This is a genomic window from Rhodococcus sp. KBS0724, assembly GCF_005938745.2.
Classification (GTDB): Bacteria; Actinomycetota; Actinomycetes; order Mycobacteriales; family Mycobacteriaceae; genus Rhodococcus_F.
Genome location: NZ_VCBX02000002.1, coordinates 432,597 through 448,951, shown reverse-complemented (window position 1 = coordinate 448,951; position 16,355 = coordinate 432,597). Strand labels below are relative to the sequence as shown.

The 16,355-nt window shown below is 59.2% G+C and carries 11 protein-coding genes; 1 reads left to right on the top strand and 10 read right to left on the bottom strand.

Annotation, left to right across the window (positions count from 1 at the left end; all coding sequences use genetic code 11):
- Window positions 1-442: 442 nt before the first annotated feature.
- The 6 genes from FFI94_RS32975 to FFI94_RS34895 form a co-directional block, all read right to left on the bottom strand.
- Window positions 443-1,597 carry an McrC family protein gene (locus FFI94_RS32975; protein ID WP_185993502.1) on the bottom strand — a complete coding sequence of 385 codons (1,155 nt, stop codon included), beginning with the start codon at window positions 1,595-1,597 and terminating at the stop codon, window positions 443-445.
- Between the two features lie 82 nt (window positions 1,598-1,679).
- On the bottom strand, window positions 1,680-3,437 hold the full coding sequence (locus FFI94_RS32970; RefSeq protein WP_138874052.1) for an McrB family protein: 1,758 nt from the start codon (window positions 3,435-3,437) through the stop codon (window positions 1,680-1,682).
- Window positions 3,438-3,764: 327 nt separating this feature from the next.
- A complete protein-coding gene (locus tag FFI94_RS32965) occupies window positions 3,765-4,028 on the bottom strand; it encodes a hypothetical protein (RefSeq protein ID WP_260684584.1) in 264 nt (87 codons plus the stop codon).
- Window positions 4,029-4,135: 107 nt separating this feature from the next.
- Window positions 4,136-5,758: a GTPase domain-containing protein gene (locus FFI94_RS32960; protein WP_138874051.1), complete on the bottom strand. Its 1,623-nt coding sequence runs from the start codon at window positions 5,756-5,758 to the stop codon at window positions 4,136-4,138.
- The gene (locus FFI94_RS32955; protein WP_138874050.1) at window positions 5,759-9,625 is read right to left on the bottom strand and encodes a GTPase; all 3,867 of its coding nucleotides are present in this window, start codon (window positions 9,623-9,625) and stop codon (window positions 5,759-5,761) included. It abuts the gene before it with no gap.
- Window positions 9,626-10,428: 803 nt separating this feature from the next.
- Window positions 10,429-10,671, bottom strand: a complete 243-nt coding sequence (locus tag FFI94_RS34895; protein ID WP_185993501.1) for a helix-turn-helix domain-containing protein — start codon at window positions 10,669-10,671, stop codon at window positions 10,429-10,431.
- 444 nt (window positions 10,672-11,115) lie between these two features.
- Here FFI94_RS34895 and FFI94_RS32945 point away from each other — a divergent pair, with 444 nt between their 5' ends.
- Window positions 11,116-11,862 carry an MptD family putative ECF transporter S component gene (locus FFI94_RS32945; protein ID WP_138874048.1) on the top strand — a complete coding sequence of 249 codons (747 nt, stop codon included), beginning with the start codon at window positions 11,116-11,118 and terminating at the stop codon, window positions 11,860-11,862.
- 569 nt (window positions 11,863-12,431) lie between these two features.
- Here the strand turns inward: FFI94_RS32945 and FFI94_RS32940 are convergent.
- The 4 genes from FFI94_RS32940 to FFI94_RS32915 all read right to left on the bottom strand — a co-directional run bounded on the left by FFI94_RS32940 (window position 12,432) and on the right by FFI94_RS32915 (window position 16,110).
- Entirely contained in the window at window positions 12,432-12,986 is a 555-nt protein-coding gene (locus tag FFI94_RS32940; RefSeq protein ID WP_138874047.1) for a hypothetical protein, read from the bottom strand.
- 585 nt (window positions 12,987-13,571) lie between these two features.
- Window positions 13,572-13,931, bottom strand: a complete 360-nt coding sequence (locus tag FFI94_RS32930) for an Lsr2 family protein (protein ID WP_138874046.1) — start codon at window positions 13,929-13,931, stop codon at window positions 13,572-13,574.
- 117 nt (window positions 13,932-14,048) lie between these two features.
- Complete coding sequence (locus tag FFI94_RS34575; protein WP_260684583.1) at window positions 14,049-15,197, bottom strand: hypothetical protein; 1,149 nt, start codon at window positions 15,195-15,197, stop codon at window positions 14,049-14,051.
- Entirely contained in the window at window positions 15,190-16,110 is a 921-nt protein-coding gene (locus FFI94_RS32915) for an N-formylglutamate amidohydrolase (RefSeq protein ID WP_260684582.1), read from the bottom strand. The genes FFI94_RS34575 and FFI94_RS32915 overlap by 8 nt, the downstream gene beginning before the upstream one ends.
- Window positions 16,111-16,355: the final 245 nt, after the last annotated feature.

Below are 16,355 nucleotides of genomic sequence, written 5' to 3'. Positions count from 1 at the left end.
CATCTTGGCGCCTCCTCGTCGAGCATTCACTCAGCTTGTCGGGCCGAAACGCCGATCTAGGGACAGTCCCGTTCGGTGAGGACCAATGATTGCATGCTTTCCGCAGCGTCGCCGACAAGATTCCCGACGTCTCGCTGACGATGTACTCGGGCACCGGTGACGGCAGTTCGACGAAATCCTCAAGCTGGCCGCACCGTAGTAGTTCCTTCACCGGCGGCGGCAGCCTCAGCTGGAGAGGACCTCATGCGGCACGAACGTTGCATCGGACCTGCAGGAGCCGGAATTCCTCACTCCGAGTTGATAGTTCACCAACCAGTTGAAGCAAGTACTTGGTCGTTCGGATCGACCCTGCGCAGCCCGAAGGTGTGCGACCGCGTCGTCAATTGAGAAAGGTGCACGGAGTAGGCATACATCGAAGGCTCGACCGACTCATTAGTTGGTGTTAGTTGGTGACAGTGTCGAGCCGCCCGACAATCCCGTCGATGAGCTCATCGATCGAGGTCAGCAAATCAACTGGCGGCAGTGCGAGGTCGAGAGCATGACGGTAGATGGTGATGTCCGCCCCGATGATGTCAACGGCACGTACCTCGGCATCACCTTTCGCGTAGATCAGATGCCCTTCACGCAGCCCGAGAGCGGTGCAGTACGCGGTTAGTTGGTACATATCGGCGTTCGGGCCAGCCTTGCCGGCGGCGACCGTCTTGTACTTGGCGTCGATCACCGTCACCGGCTGGTCATCAGAGTCGTACCAGGTCAGATCAGGTTCGATCGTGACGATGCGGCCGTGATCGAGATACCGCGTCGGGCAGGATCCGGGGCGCATTCCGGTGCCGCCGTGGCGGGCGATCGCGGCAGCGGCGGTGGTCATCAAGAAGTCCTCGAACACTTTCCACATGTCGAGGACGAATCCTCGAACGACGACGTTCCCGATGCGGTGTTCGACGGAGCGGTGCGCGGTGATCAGCTCCGCCAGCTGCATCGCCCAGTGGTAGCGATCGTTCAATCTGGTTCTGGCCGGGGACGGTTCGGCGCCGGGTGTCGGAGGTGTGACGTCGGCGAGGGTGCGGCGAAGTCTGGCCAACCTCGTCTGCAGTCGCGGCGGCACCACTGCGGAATTGAGCAGGGTGAGGGTGGCTGCGAGGAGCAGCTGGTTCTCTCCGACGTCTTCGTCGTATTCGTCGTAGCGGATCTCTATGGGCAGTGCGAGTCCGAATCGTCGTGTGATCTGATCGCCCGCGCGGAGTCGCCCGCGCAGGACTGGGCCCGAGTCTTCGACTTCGCGGTATCCGGAGATTAGTCCGCGGGCGGTGGCGTGCTCGGCGGCGACGGCGAACGCTTCGGCTAGCGCGGAGACCAGGTCGGTGTCTGTGTCGGCGAGCGCGGTGTGTTGGGACCACCAGGCCGGGTCGCGGACGTAGCCCATCATCCAGATCACCCGGCTGATCGGTGTTTTGGGTTCGACCCTCACTGTGAGGGCGCCGACGGTGATGGCCCCTATTTTTCGGGTCGTGGTCAGTGCGAACACACCGGGCGTGGTGGTGGGGGTGACCGTGACGAGTCCGGTGGCCGAAAACGCGGCGGCGCTATCGGGCGTCAACGCCATCTGTGGGCGGCACTGCGGACAGCCGGGGCAGTTGTATCCGCAGGGTGGTCGCTCGAAGAGTGTTAGGACGGCAGGTTCACTCACCGGCGGTCAGGCTCTTCTCCAGAGCAGCGAGACCGTACCGAGTGTCGAGGTCGACGGTGCGGTCCCCGAAGTGGAACTCCTCGAGCAATGGAATGATCGCGGTGTCCCACACCTGCGCCAGTCCCCCTTCGCTGTGGACCGCTGGGCGCATGAAATACGAGGGTCCGATCTGGAAGTCCGGATCGTCGATTGCAGCGTTCAGTGCTCGGTGCAGGTCTGCGACGCGCTGCGGGTACTTGCGGGCGGTGAGCCAGCGTCGCAGGATCGATTTCGTCGGTTCCTGTGCTGGGTGCAATGGGACGAATCCGAAGCGCCGGCGCATGGCGGTGTCCACGAGGGCGATCGAGCGGTCGGCCGTGTTCATCGTGCCGATGATGAGCACATTCCGGGGCAGGGTGAACGGTTCGGCGTCGTCCGAGGAATACATCAGATCGATTGCCTCGTCGCGGTATTCGAGCAGGAAGTACAACTCGCCGAAGATCTTGGCGAGGTTGCCGCGGTTGATTTCGTCGACGACCAGCACGAACAACTGATCCGGGTGCTTGCGGGCACGCTCAGTCAGGCGGCGCATGGGGCCCGGTTTGAGCTCGAAACCGATCTGGCCGTTGCCGTGTGGGGTGGGACGGAACCCTTCGAAGAAGTCCTCGTAGCTGTAGGCCGGGTGGAACTGGACGATGGTGACGTTGTCCGGTCCGGCGAGGTGGCGAGCCAACGTCTTCGCGATGTAAGTTTTCCCGGTTCCGGGTGGGCCGTAGAAGATCAGTTGCGGGCGATCACGCAGCAGATCGACGCACCGGGCGAGCCAGTCGAGATCCACGTGCAGCGAGTCCGCCAACTCCTGGTCCGGATCCACGAGAGAGAATTCGGTTGCCGGAACAAGCAACTCGTCATCGACCTCGTCGATGACGTCTATGCCGTCGACATCGTCGGCGGCGGCAGCGGTTTTCTTCGGCGTCTTGACCGGCTTCCACATCGACATCCACGGCTCCTGGTAGAAGTCGATTGGGCCGTTCTGCTCGGCTTCGAACGCCCGGTTGATCTCGTCGAGATCGACATCGACATCGTCGGACACCGAGCGCGTGAGGTATGACGCGAAGGTGTCCCGGATCAGACGGCGGTGTCGTGAGCTGACGATCGGGCGGAAGAACTTCGGGAACGCGAGGTACCGCACGGCCGCACGCTGAACCGGTTCGTTCGGGGCCGGCACGGCCGTCAGTGCATCTCGGAACGCCAACGGGTCCTTCGCGAGGATCTCCCGTTCCTCTTCGCTCAACGAATGCAGGTGCAGTCCGAAGTAGATCAGGAGCCACAGCTGCGACCACCGCCGGACACCGAACGCTGTCCCACCGTTGAAAGCGCCTACCGCAGTTGCTGATACGACGTCGACGGGGACGGCGATCGGATGCTCCATCATTTCCAAGACCTGCCGAACATGGGAGATCTTGGTTTTCCCCAGGTAGTTCGACAGCGGAAGGACATTCGTCAAAAGCAGCTCTGCGAACAGTTGGATCGCACCGTCACTGGCCCCGGTGAACTGGACCGCGAGTTTCTCGAAAAAGCTCTTGTCCGGACTTTGGTCAGGACGGTCGATGTAAATTTCTTTCAGTTCAACGAAGTTTGCGAGCGACCACACCGGATCGCCGGGAGTCAGCACCGAATCACCCCGTAAGTATCCGTCGACGATCAGTCGACGTCCCACCGCTTCGAGGTCATCCAGCCCAGCGCGACCTTTAGTCGTGTACTCGCTCATGACCGCTATCTATACCCGACCGTTCTCCAGTACTCCGCCACCGCATGCAGAAAAACCACCGAGACCTCACCCGCAATTTTCGAAACCACCGCAAGTCCGTGCTTCGATGCGCGCAACCATGCATACATCTATGCGCGTAGGACTCAGTCTGCGGATGCGGAGGTCCCTGAATCCTTGAGCGCGTGTCGGTATCCGGTATTCCTCAGCGGCTTTCGATTCTTCCCTCGCCCCTTCGTGGAGTGCGGTGCCAATGCGACTGCTTCGCTGTTCATCGTGTGTCCCCCCAATTATCGATACGCTGGCTGTACGCCTGCGCACGGGCGATACCTACGTCGTAGTCGTCGGCGTACTCCCCCGCCCCTGGCGTATACATGCCTCTGCCATGGTCGGGTCATAGGCCATGAATACGACGTCGGGTCGGCCGCCGTTGAATCGGCCGCCCTGGTGGTAATCCCAGTTGTCGGGTGCGTAGTCGTCGTTCCAGGCGAGCCGTGCGACGGCGACGAATCCGGCGTACGCGTACAGAGTCGGCAGGACGGTGTCGAAGCAGTCCAGACGATGACCTCCTAGCCGCGGGGCCTGGCGGATCATCGACTGCACAGCCTATTTCCGTCCCTACGCCGATGCCGTCACCGATACTGCTGCCGACAGGCTGAACGTCATATAGGGACAGCGCCAGCCCGTCCCATCGAGGATCGTCAGGATTCTTTTCGAGGATTCAGAATCCCTTCGACCTCCACGATCGCAGCACGCAACCTCTCGACCGAATCACGCAGGGTGCCAGAAAGCTCTGCTGGTGCTGCCGTCTGATCGATTTCGTTGCGTGCTTCGGCAAGTACTTCCGCCCATGAATCAAGAGCTAGTGCACTCACTTCCTCAGCCAGTTTGTCAGTTTGACTGTTCAGTGCTCGACGTTCTTGAACTGCTACGGCTTGTTGAGCTCGCAAACCATCGATCGCCTCGACAATCTCGACAGCCAGCGGCAGCAATTCGGAAGCTAATGCTAACCCCTTGCCGAAAGTCCCGATGTTGTCGGCCGCCTTCGCAGCGACAGCTCGCGCCTGACTCTTCTTCAATGAACCGCCCGCTTGGCTCTTTTCGAACTCGCGGAGACCCTCGATGAGCAATGGACCGAACTTGCTGACATACGGGGCTAACGCTTCAATTCGTGCCTCGGGTACCTCGTTGATGTCCACAGCGACACGTGCTGTGAGTTCTTCCAACTTCTTCCACGACGGCTCATGTCGTTGCCGCTCATCGGTTCTCACCACATCCTGGAGTAGCCGATCAAGTTCTCGCTCATGCTTCCTGAACCAATCAGTGAGCGCCGACTGCAAGTCTTTGACGACATTCGCGGAGTTGTGTTCCCCACCTGCAACCGCCAAACGGACAGCCTGGCCCAGTGTCCCCCGTAAATCGGCCCTCGCGTCATGGTCTACATCGTCGAGTGAACTCTTCCACTGCTCACGGCGAGTGGCCGCGATATCAGCCTGAACGAGCAGCGGTTCACACGCTGCAAGCTGGTCTTTCAGGTCGTTCACTGTGAGTAGGACAGCCTGCCTCCAATACCGCTGCTCGGTGGAAGCCCGGAGGGCAACCACATCACCCGACGCGACATTCTTGATCGCCTCTCCGAAGCCATCCATACCGTCCCACTCACGCGAGTCGTCCCACATATCTGCCTCGACATCTCTTGCTCCCCCAGCCATCTGAGCAAAGTCCTGCGATAAGACATGTATTGGATGCGCTGACGAAAGTTTCAGCGATTTCACCAATTCCGACGTTTTTCGTGCCGCCAGTTTTCGATATCCGTCAAGGTCGTCGTCCGGGTCGATCCCGGCTTCGTCGAATCGGGAGATGACAAACCACAGGTTCTCCGGAGTCCACCCGGTTTCCATGATCTGACGTAGAAACTCGTATTCACCGGTTGCCAATTGTGGTGTGACGGTGACGATCGCGATATCAGTTGTACTGATGGCCTCACGTGCAAGTTCGGTGTTCAGTTTGCCGCGGACGTCGTCCGCCCCGACTGCCAATCCCGGGGTATCACGTAGTAGTGCGCCGGCAAATTCAACACTGTTCACGCCAAACGTTTCATGCCGAGCGCTGATTGTCAGCCAATCCGGCACCGGCACAGCATCATCGACCAGCAGTCGCCGGATCAACGAACTTTTTCCCGTGTCGTACGAGCCGAATACCGTGATGACGGGCAGCTCTGTCGCTGCAAACTGCTCCCAGCGCTTGAGGTAGTTGTCTGCGAGTGACCCTCCTGGCAAGTTCGCCAGCCATTCTTTGACCTTCAGGATGTCGATTTCGTTCACTCACGATCTCCGTTCGTGTTGGCGCAAATTTTCAGTTCGGGCAAGCAACTGTTCGATCTCCGCATGTGATGCCGCCAACGCGGATCTCTCAGCGTCCGTTACCGTCTGCTCTGCTTCGAGAATTTCGCCGTAATCAGCCAGTGAACGTGTGCACTCATGAAGGACCGGTATCAACCCGTCCTCCGCCGCCCCGTTCAATATCAACATGACGTGGCCATCTGCCGCATGTGCGATGTCTGCATCCAATTCCCGACGCTTTGACTCCCTGTTTTTCTGAGCAACTTCACCTTTGATCATCGCGGCCGCGTCCATTGCCACACCTACTGAGGCCAGGATCGGCGCAGCCTTGGCGACCTTAGCCGCGGCATTGACAGCCCCCCAGGGCTTGAAGTTGTGGCCGAGGCCCTTGCCGATCGCATAGATGGCATCACGGTTGCCCAGTGCCTTCGCTATTTTCGCGCCCCCCTTGGCTATGTTGGCCGCGAGCTCCGCTCCATCCAGTGCCGGCGGGTGCGCGCCGTCGAGGCTGTCGTCGAGACGTAACTCTGAGACAAAATCAACAGATGCCATCTCACGGCCAATAGTCGAGGCATGAATTCGGAACCAGTCTTCAATCTCTGCCTGCGCCTTGATCCAGAATCGTTCGATATCAGAGTCGAGTTCACTGCTGGACTTCCACGAATTTATCGTGGCACCAAGTGTGTCGATCTCGTCCGGTCCTGCCGCTTGTATCTTCGCCCTGGCCGCATTCGCATGCGGAATAACGATGCGACGCGCCCGCTCCCTCACCGATGCTTCCAAGAGTTCGGAATCCTGCACGCTGTTCTTGATCGACTGCTGTACCGAAGCGCGAGCCGTTGTCTCGGATTCGAGATCGATGATCTTCTCTTCAATTCGACTACGTTCGTTCAACATTGCATTCAATGCAGTATCAAGCTGAGCGCCGGCTACCCCCGCACTCCCCAACTTGGTCGAGAACGAATCGAGCATCCGAACAAGTGGAGCAACGCCATCCCAATCACGGTGGTGGGCATAGTCTGCGCGACTGACATCCATGCGCGCGCCTACTTCTCCGAACGGGTCGCCGGAGAGCGTGTGCACATGAGTCGGATCGACCTCGATGCCACGCGAGGCCAACGCCGCAATAAGTTCCGATTCCTTACGTCGTTTCAACAGCAAGAAGTCGTCGGGTGCAGCGGTGGGATCGACGCCCAACTCGTCGGACCGATTGATCAGATAGATTATTCGGCTGTTCTTGGCGATGGTATTTCGCGTCCCTTGGACGATGTCCTGAAGCAGGGCCATATCCCCGATAAGGAGGTTGACGTGCAGCACGACAAGAATCAGCGAGGCGTCGCCGGCCGACGCAAGAGCTAGTGCGTCGTGGTCATGATTACCGCTCTGGAATCCGGGGGTATCGAGTAGTTGCACATGTCCGAGGTTGTAACGCTGAACCGAACTTGTGGTCGCGCTACCTCTCACGTGTAGATTCTCAGGCACTTTACCGCTCATCTCCACCAGAAGACGTTTGATCAAGCTCGACTTGCCGGAACTGTAGTCTCCGAGCACCACAACTGTCGGTTTTGTGACCATCTGCGCCGGCGTAGGTTTGACGAACTGAGCATCAGGCCGGGCAGCGGCTTCGATCTCCCGAATCAACTCGGCAACAGAGTCATTCGACGGTATGTGCCAGGAATGCGTCAATGCCTGACCTAGATCCGCGCGATCAGTATTCTCCTGCTCGACGAACACAGGCAGACGCGAGGCTTCCGACGGAATCTCGTCGACGTTTCCGCTGTCGTATTCGAACCAATCCTCACCTAACCAGACCTTGCGACCACACGCTGATCTTTCGACGTTAGGGGCTCCAGAACCGTTGTCCTGCAGCATGAGTACCAACCGATCAGCAAGAACACGATCTTGTGCACGCGCCATCACCGTTTGAACGCCTACCGTCACGGGCAAGGACGCCGATACTTCGCGAAGATTCACAATCAACTCTCCCGTAGCGGCCTTGCCGCTACGTAAAGACAGCGATTCCGTGAGTAATTCGGTCAAAATTGGTTCAGCCACCTGCCAGGACAGGACGCGGCCATGGACCAGCAAGTTTTGCTCAATTCGATCATAAGTTTGATGAACTGCGGCCAAAGATTCACTTATTGCCTTTGATTTGGCTACTGCGCCCTGCTTTTCAGTACTGGCTGCGATACGATCTCCGGCAAAACGGCTGACAAAGGACACCGCACCGAGACTGACGGATGCGGTTATGCCCGCCCACCCCCCAGGGTTCCAAAAATTGGCCGCAGCGGGTAGGAGTAGGGCGCCCGAAGCCGCACTGGCGACGATACCGGCAGCTTGCATCGACCGCGCAAGATTCGACGTCAGCGCACCCCCTGTGCCATCCAGGTTCGCCGAGTCGGTTGAAGTCCCGGTGATATCGGGCGCCTCATCAGCACTGGCCAGCTGCAGTTCCCGCAGGAGGAACGAAGTCTTGGACTTCCACATGCTCTCCACTGCGGCCTGAATGGCAGACATCGTGAAGACTGCCTCTTGAAAGGCTTCCTGGTCGATCTGTTTGTCGTCGTCGAAAACAGCTTCCACAAGTTTTTTGGCCCTCGTGATGGAGTCCTCACGCAGCCCCGACAGATGAAAGGTGATCAGACGATTCATCTGCCGATCCAGCGAACCTTCAGTGCTTGCTGTGAACGGCCGACCCCGCGCCTCTTCCAGAACAGAAAGCAGATCCGGGCTGTCACCGCCGAGATATCGTCTGCGTTCGTCACCGTCGACGTACCCCAACACATCCAGAAGCTGCGCGATCCGACGTTCCGCAGCATCGATCCGCGGATCGATCGACTGCCCTAGTTGATCGAGTTCCGTGGCTTTTGCGTCGAGCATCCCGCGCAACCCCTCCCGCAAGGACGTTCGCCGGAGGTCGGACCCTCCTTCAACTATCGACGCAACGAGCAACTCTTCGAGCACACCGAAGTTAGACCAACGAGACAAATACTCGGTGCCAAATTTTTTGCGATCCGACAAAAAGTTGGCTTCCGCAGGGCCCTTGAACGGGGTACTCGCACGAGCAAATAAGGCGCGTCGACTCTGGATAGCAACGACCGGCGTACTTGGAAGGTCGATCTTGGACAATTCAGTCCGGATATTGTCGACATGTTCACCGACCCCGCGAGACAACGATTGTCGTGCAGCATGACTGGCCACTTTATCCGGGTGACGCCATCGCAGATTACGCACATTCAGAACGGCCACTGCCGGCTTTCCGTATGAACGCACCCACTGAGCTACTTTCATGAACTCTGATGCCTGCTGGCTTTGGCTGTCGAAGCACAGCAAAACTACATCGGCAATTTCAACAGCTCGCCGTGCAGTTTCCTCGAGGTCAACCCGCGTCTGAGTGCGACCCCAGCCGTTGATTCCCGGCGTATCCCAGAGTCGACATCCATGCCATGCGATTTCCGTGACATCTGTGGTCCAATCGCTATCACCAGGCGATACGTAACCACCGTCAAGCCCACCGAACGCAGAAAGCAACGTACTCTTGCCCGCACCGGTTCTGCCGAAGAACGCGACATTGAACGTCGACAGAGCCTTGCGCTGCTCGGTGAGGTGATTTCGAAGGCTACTTGCGAAACCGCCGGCAACTTCAGCAAGCTCAACCGTCAGCCCTGCACCAACCGAAGCGGCCATAGCAGGATCAGACGCTGCGGCAAACTGACCGATAAGCGAGTCAGCCAATAAATCGAGACTATCCAACTCTCGCTCTCCACTACACACGGCCCGCTCGACGGCACGCTGCAACGCCAGTCCAGTCTCTTCCATATTCGCCTTTCTCAGGCCGCGCTGCTGCACCACAGAAGGCGGGGATTCGAATCGCCGGTCGATTCATGACGACGTTTTCGACGATTGTTCCAACCATCGATACTTCCACTCTAATTTCGTTGAATGACTAAAGATTACATGGCCCTATTTCCCATGAAAACCGCAACCGAGGGTTCTGATCTGCACTGGTCCCGCGCGTCACCGAAAAACAACTTTCGAAAACCCTTTCGCGTTATCGACACGAGTTCTCGACCTCGACCCAAGATCAGCCTGGGGATATACAGATTCTGTCCTGGCGTCCGAAAACCGATCGTTTGAGACGCCCTCGATCGAATGCACTGTCCCGGGCGGCCCTGCGAGTCAGTCGCCATATCATCGTCGCAGCGAATCTGAGCACCCTGGACTTCGTCACGCCGAAGCACGAGTCGTCCACGTCGGGCCAATTGCGTCCATGTCACCAGCAGTGATGGGTTGACGTGTCGCAACCAGGACTGTTTTGGAATACGGCATGCCCGTCGGTAACGGACAGGCGACTGCCGGGCGACTATCCAGGTAGACACGAGCGCGGGTACTGGCTGTCGTCACCACGGTGAGCCTGGCACTACCTCCTCGGCAGCGGAACGGCGTCCGCCTCGCCGGGTGGACCTGACGTACTGGTGGATGGGTCCGCAGATCCGGCCGTGGCTTGAGCCGATCTTCGTCGGACGAGCCAACTGGTTCTACAACTTGCCGCTAGTGCCGTCCTCGGACAAGATTCCGGCGTCACATGCCCGGATAGCGCTGACCTGGTTTCAATAGAGTGGAGGTGTAGAGGGACCATCACCGCCGCCACCTCACCAACTAGCCTCGATCTGATGCACCCGACCGACATTGTGCCTCCCGGAATTACCTGGCACGTTTTCACCGAACCATTTGACACGGCGGGAGCCGTCAGATGAGTTTAGGCACCTGTAGACGGTGGACCTGCTGATACCGAACTCTTTGACAACCTCGCTCGTCGAGGCGCCGGTACTCTTCATGGTGCGAGCCTGTGCGACGGCGGTGTCGCTGAGCGCGGCAGGTCTATCCCGCGACATCCACCCGTAGTCAGAGTCATAAGCAGTGGGCGATGATCTCCTGCGGAAACCGAAAACCCCTTGTATATGACGACACCCGCAGATCATCCTAGGTCCGGCATTTTCAGCAATCTGATAGTGCGCTATCAAGGATTCTCCACTGTGTGAACGTTGCTCACATCCAGGGGGTGTTTTCGCATTTGTCACTGATGTCTGCTTATATCTGAGAAAGCAATTCGAGCATCCACCTCAAAAATGGGTCCATTTCGGAAATGGGACAGCCGCAGGGCGGATGCGCCACACACTCGGATTAGCCAAGCAACAACCCACTGTGCGCGGATGGATTCACCACCCGACAGGCACATGACTCTGATGAAGGACCTGACTATGACCATGCCGCCGCCCGGACCCCCCCTGGGTCCTCCCCCCGGTTATGCCCCTTACCCCCCGACGCCCGAGCAGCCGGTGAAACAGAAGAACACCATCGGCTTGATCGCCGTCATCACCGCGGCGGTCGGCTTCGTCTTCGCATGCATTCCCGGTGCCCTCATCGTCGGATGGATCCTGCTCCCGATCGCCTTCGTCCTCGGCATCGTGGGGCTATGCCAATCCGGCAAGGTCAAAGGCACAAGCATTGCCGCGGTCATCGTCGCGATCGTTGGCACCCTTGTCGGTTTCATCGTCTTCTTCGCCGTGGTCACAGATGCTGTTGACGAAGCGTTCAGCGAATCAGACCTATCGGCAGCCGAACCCAATTCAACCGGCGGGTCCGTTACGAGCGGCGATAGCCAAACCGCCGCTGGCAGCCGGGAGAACCCCCTTCCCATCGGCGCGATGGTCACCAACGACGATTGGGACATCGTCCTCGGCACTCCACGCGAGGCCGGCAGTGAGGTCAGCGCCGAAAACCAGTTCAACGACTCTCCGAAGCCGGGAATGGAATTCTGGATCGTGCCGGTCACAGCGACCTACACCGGTGATGACACCGGGACCGCCTGGATCGACCTGAGGATCAAGTTCGTCGGCTCGGACAACAAGGCGTACGGCGACAGATGCGGCGTCATCCCCGATGATCTCAGTGACGTGGACGAGGTCTACCCCGGAGGCATCGCGGAGGGGAACACCTGCGTTGCTGTTCCGGCCGGAGCCGACGGGCTGTGGTCGGTATCTGCAGGGTTCACGGGTAGCCCCAGCTTCTTCACCACCAACTGACCCCGCGTTCCACAATTCTCTGTGTTCGGCCCGAAGCCACGCCAGGCTTCGGGCCGAACACATTTGGTGTGACCACTGACCTAGCCCGGAAACTTCGCGTGCGACCTGCACAGCACACACCAGCAACCGCCCGGATCATCGCCGTTACCCACCGCGCATCCCGACCTGAACCCACACCTCATGGGGAAAGAACTGCACTACTCCAATCACGTTGGCCGGTGACGATATACGCCTGATCCGCGCAGGAATGGGCATCAGTGTTGGCTCGTTGCAGACGATCGCGACATTCGCTCGACGTTCTCGACGTTGCGATGCATCCACCTGTCTGGGCGGGATCTTGCCGACAAGTTCGGCCGCAGCACGGACCATATCCACGCCAAACGCATCGCGATGCTCGCGGAGGCAGGAACACCATGGTGACCACGACATTGACCTATGACGAACGTATCGCATTCACGAATTCGGCTGGCCCAGAGGAAACTCTGGCTCAGCCGCGCCACCGTCGCACGCCTTCGGTAACGACCGATGAAGACCCGAGATACGCAAAGAGGAGATTCGAACGGTTGAAGCTAGTTGCCGGTTAATTCTTCGATATCGAACCATGATGGTTGATATCCAGCTGTCGTGCACGCGGCGAGCGCCTGAGTGTAGGAGGTCATGGCATCAGTCACATCATTGTCGGGAGCAAATCTTCTATTAGCGGCGTCAGTAAAGTGCTGCGCTTTACGATCCGCGTCTTGAATCATCTTTGTAATTGCTAGACGAATTTCTGAACTGGCTTCGTTGATGATCTTCGATCCGTCTTCGTTTTCGCCGTTCGACGCTATCATTGTTAAATCAGTTAATTGGCGAGCGAGGGTAACTGCGGTTATCGAGGAATCTTTCCCTTGGAGAAGGTCTTTGTACGTCGCATAGATACCCAGCCCCCAGCGTTCCAGGCCTCGGTCACCGATGCATACGAGCCGGTCGACGTGCGATTCGGTCGAAACTTTCGCGGGAGTTGAAGTGCTTGTACTTATTGTGCTACTCAAGCTCTCTGGTATCGCATTGGAACTCTCGGCCGAGCACCCAGTCAGCAACACACCGATACAAGCGAGGGCTACTAGATGACTGGGCTTGATCACGGCCGTCCTTAGAGAATGGTGCTCACCAACGAGCATTGGTCGATTCTGATTGCAATTTCAACTGCAATCAGACTGCACGATACCGTACATTCGTGGCTTCGCTGCCAATTTCGCTGTGCGGGAGGTCCTGACCTCTATCCGTTTATGCTTCCCCGCCGCACAAGTCGCCGTCGGCGCCAAGTGCAAGTACACAACGCTCAGGATGGATTAGCTACTTCCACCGCAGTTATCGGGCTCTGTCAAAATCAGCCCTATGCCGATTTCGACGCTCAGCGCACCGGCCCAATTGCGGTCGGTTCTCGGGTCACCGTAATTCCGACACCCGGATCACCGTTCGGCAATACCAAACCGCAGGTCGTGGTCGTGGTCGACGACTACGCCGATTCGTCATCGACAGCTCCGAACTAGGGCGGGATTGGGCGCCGGCGCTGCGGTGGACGATCGCCCTCGACGACGGCCGTCCGGTTTTCGCCGCCGAGGGTGGTCTCGAACTCGCCTGAATCACTTCGTCTCACCGAAGAAAATCACGGAATGCAAGTTCATTACTCGTTGTGTGTCAGTCAGACAAGATGCTGTTCACAAGTATCAATGTGCGGCGTCGAAAGCGTCGATGACATCGGCTTTGATCCGCCCACGTGGGGAGACGTCGAAGCCGTTATTGCCGGCCCAGTCCCGAATTGCTTTCAGTTGCTCGGCTGATCGACCGGATCCAGATGCCTTGGTCGCAGTCTGCGTTTTCGAACGGGCTTTGCCGGAAGAGGAGACCTTCTCCGCCGCCTTAATGTACGGGGCGAACGCCGCTTCGATCTTGTCGGCATTAGTCGGCCTGAGATCGATGCGGTAGTCGATGCCCTGATAGGCGAAGGTGACTTCGTGTCCCAATCCGGTGTCGATCGGTTTTCCGTCGAGATCGTCGATAAGTTGGCGAATAAATATTTCGGCCACAGGAATCCTCTTCGTTGTAATGCTGAATGAATATCTTGTTCATGTTATCTGCAGTATCTGATAATTCAGGACACTCCTGTTGTCCTCGGTCATGTCGTTACCTATTGCTTGCGCCCCTCATGTTTTCGACATGCCTGGTTGGTACGCCTGGGCGCGGGCGATACCTACGTCGTAGTCGTCGACGTACTGCCCTGCTCCTGGCGTGTACATGCCTCCGACGCGGTCGGGGTCGTAGGCCATGAATACGACGTCAGGCCGTCCGCCGTTGAATCGGCTGAACTGTTGGTAGTCCCAGCCGTCGGGTGCGTAGTCGTCGTTCCAGGCGAGCCGTGCGACGGGGACGAATCCGGCATCCGAATACAGCTTGGGGAGAACGGTGTCGAAGCAGTCCAGACGGTGACCTCCGAGGGCGGTGGCCTGGCGGAGCATCGATTGCACTGACCTCGGGTGTGCGCTGTCCTTGTGCGCGAATGCGGAGACGATTTCGTCGTCTTTGAGTGCGACGCCGGCTTTTCCGTCGTCAGTGACCAGAAGTCGCATCTGCCGGTATTCGGTTTCGCCGTAGACGTGAACCGATGCGGCGTGCGAGTTTTTTCGGGTGAGCTCGAGCATCTGCTCGCGGTAGACGCCCGCGTCGGCGGGATTCAGTTCGTAAAGCGTGGGTGCGGACAGTCCGCGCGCGGCGAAGCTTTCGCGTTCGTCGGCAGGGAGGGTGTGGTCGGTGACCGGTTGGATCTGGCGGTCACCTATTAAAAGCCGAGGGCTTGGGCTTCCTCGATCTCCGGATCCGACCAGTATTTCTCGATTTCCGCCCGCTTGGCCGCCGGCAGTTCCGGACTCCAGCCGTACTGCCTCCAAAACTTTTCGCGGCGTTCCTGCGTCATCGGTTCGTCCATCATGTTCTCCTCTCTCGTTTCTCTCGTTGTCATTGTCCGCCACGCCGGTTCGTGCGCGGCGCAGTGCCTCGGTTTGTTCGGCGCGCAACTGCTCTCCGGCGGCCAGTCGCCGCGTCAGCTCGGCTCGGCGCTCCAGATCGGGTTCGGCGGAAATCGCCGTGCGGAGTTCGTTCTGGCCGCCGGGGGTGGAGTCGTAGAGATCGCGGGTGTCGCGATGGGCGGCTTCGGCGGCCGCGACGCGCTGTCGCAGGCGGGCGTGGCTGGGATTCTCCTCAAGCGCGGCGCGGGCCGAATCGATGCGGGCGGCGGCTTTGTCGAGACGCTTGCGGATGTGCGGGGTGCAGCGTGGGCCGGGTTTGGGTTTACACATCGGCGGCTCGGTCGCTGACTGCATCGATGAGGGCAGCGAGGTCGCGGCCGAGCTGCGCGATGCGTTCGGGGTGCGGTGCGACTGGATCGGTCAGGTAGGTGTCGCGGCGCAGTTCGATCATCACCGACGACACCCGGGCATCGGTGCCGTAGTGCTGCAGTGGCACATAGGTTCCGCTGTAGGGCGTGTTCTCGGAAATCTCGCCGAGGGACGTGAAAGCGCCACGGGCAGCGCCGATCAACCATGGCGGGGTGTGCTGGGGGTCGGTGCCGATGCACAACGGTGGCCGCGGCGCGGCAGGGTCTTCGAACGCGGACGGCTTCTCCGGGTACGAGTGCAGGTCGATGACGATCGCCTGCCCGCAAGCGTTCAACCTGTTCTCGACTGCGGTGGTGACGGCGTCGGCGTAGGGACGGAAATAGGCGTCGATCAGTTCCGCCCGAGATGAGTACGGGTCGGCGCGCAGCGGCGCCCCGGAGCAGGTCCGGGTGTAGACGGCGCCGCGGCCGAACGCCTCAGCCGGGTCGCCGTCGGGGAACCGTTCCGGGTCAATGACCAGGCGTGAGAGGTGGTTGATCACTATCGTGGGCCGCAGACGGACGTGGGCCAGGGCGATAAGTGCGATCTCGTCGGTGGCGGTGTCGGTGGCCTCGTCCAACTCTTCGGCAAGTTCCTCGTCGGTGAGCATCAGGTCGGCGCGGATATCGGGCGGGATCAGGCGCGAGGAATGCGGAACATGAATGACCACGGGCGATCCCTCGTCGCCCGGCAGCACGGTGAAGGCGTGGGGCACTAATCTCTCGCACGTGTTCTCGGAGTACTCGGCCTGCCCGCAGGCAGCGACACTTTTCTCGGGAAGCGAATTGTGCAGGTGGGCATGATGTTCCGTGTCATCGAAGTTCGGGGAGTTCATTCTGTCGTTTCCTTATTCTGATCGGATGCGGTCGAGGTGCAGGGACACCGAGGTGCGGTGCGCACCCGTCGGGTGCGTTCCAGTCGGCGGGCATCGGTGGTTGCGACCATGGGCTCGGCTGCGAGGGTCCGGCCGGAGTGAGATTCAGACGATGACACCGCCGATGCAGGGCATGTCGTGAACGGCGCGACTCGAAAGCTTTCTGCGGCGGTGTCCGATTTCAGGGCCTGCACTCGTAGCAGGTT